Consider the following 1412-nt stretch of genomic DNA (forward strand, 5'->3'; position numbering starts at 1 on the left):
TAATGCCGATCAGTTAAAGCCAAAGCGATCGGTTGAAGGATCCTTCAGAGCTGTCAAAATCCAAGTGTATTTAATGCACTTGGATTTTTTTATGGATGTTTCTCAAGCTCTAAACATAATTAATGATTGGAAACCTAGCAGCGTTGAGACTTTGTCTGACTTGCTTCCAATTGAACTCATCGACGAAGCCTATTCTCTTACTGATACTGTCACGATGAGAAAGAGGAAATTAACTTTAGAATCCATGGTGTGGCTGCTTGTTGGAATGGCTATCTATAACAGTAAATCCATGAAAGATTTAGTGAACCAACTTGATATTGTCGACCGTACAGGTAAAGCTTTTGTCGCACCGAGTGCGTTAACTCAACGTCGAAAGACGTTGGGTGAAGACGCAATTAAAGCGGTCTTTGAGCGAATGACTACGTCATGGTTAAACAGTGCAAAGTTACCCCAATGGAATGGATTAACTCTGCTTAGCGTCGATGGCGTTGTTTGGCGAACGCCCGATAACCCGCAAAATGAAAAGGCATTTTCTCGACAAAAAGGGACGCAATATCCGCAAGTGAGAATGGTCTGCCAAATGGAACTAAGCAGTCACATTATTACGGCCAGTGCATTTGATAATTACAATACAAACGAAATGATATTAGCTGAAAAACTGATAGAAACAACACCAAACCATAGCGTAACAATGTTCGATAAGGGGTTCTATTCTTTAGGTTTATTACATAAATGGCAAGACTCTGGCTCAGAGCGCCATTGGCTTATCCCCCTCAAGAAAAATACACAATATGACATTGTTCAATCTTTAGGGCGAAATGACAAACTTGTTCAATTACACAGTAATCCAAGAGCTAGAAAGCTATGGCCTGATTTACCAAAGTCGATAACCGCTCGACTTGTCACTCGTAAAATTAAAGGAAAAGACTACCAAGTATTAACCTCCATGACGGACTCCCTGCGTTACCCATCAAAAGATATTGCAGGCCTTTATGAGCATCGTTGGGAAATAGAGCTGGGCTACCGAGAGCAAAAACAATACATGCTTGGAAACCGTCTTACGCTGCGAAGTCGTTTACCAGAGCTGGTCAAGCAGGAGTTATGGGGCATCTTGCTTACTTACAATTTAATCCGATATCAGATGGTCGAGCTCTGCTTCAATTTAAAGGGAAATTACCTTCCTTATCAACTGAGTTTTAACGGCACGTTAGCTCATGTATCAGCGTTACTTGTAGGCTTACCTTATTCAACACCAGGCGCAATACCTCGTCAGCTAAAGGGGTTCCACAACATGGCTGAAAGCTTAATACTTGAAGGGCGAAGGGAAAGGACATTCCCTAGAAGAGTTAAACCCAGACCACAACGGTATGCTAAGAACAAAAATGCCGTTCACTCTTAAGTGAACGGCATTA

Annotated in this window: 1 protein-coding gene; it reads left to right on the plus strand. The window is 41.7% G+C overall.

The window, feature by feature from the left end; genetic code table 11:
* Positions 1–91 precede the first annotated feature (91 nt).
* Complete coding sequence (locus AB4371_RS15985; protein WP_372150321.1) at positions 92–1399, plus strand: IS4 family transposase; 1308 nt, start codon at positions 92–94, stop codon at positions 1397–1399.
* Positions 1400–1412: the final 13 nt, after the last annotated feature.

Source organism: Vibrio sp. 10N.261.51.A3, assembly GCF_041471965.1.
GTDB lineage: Bacteria > Pseudomonadota > Gammaproteobacteria > Enterobacterales > Vibrionaceae > Vibrio > Vibrio crassostreae_C.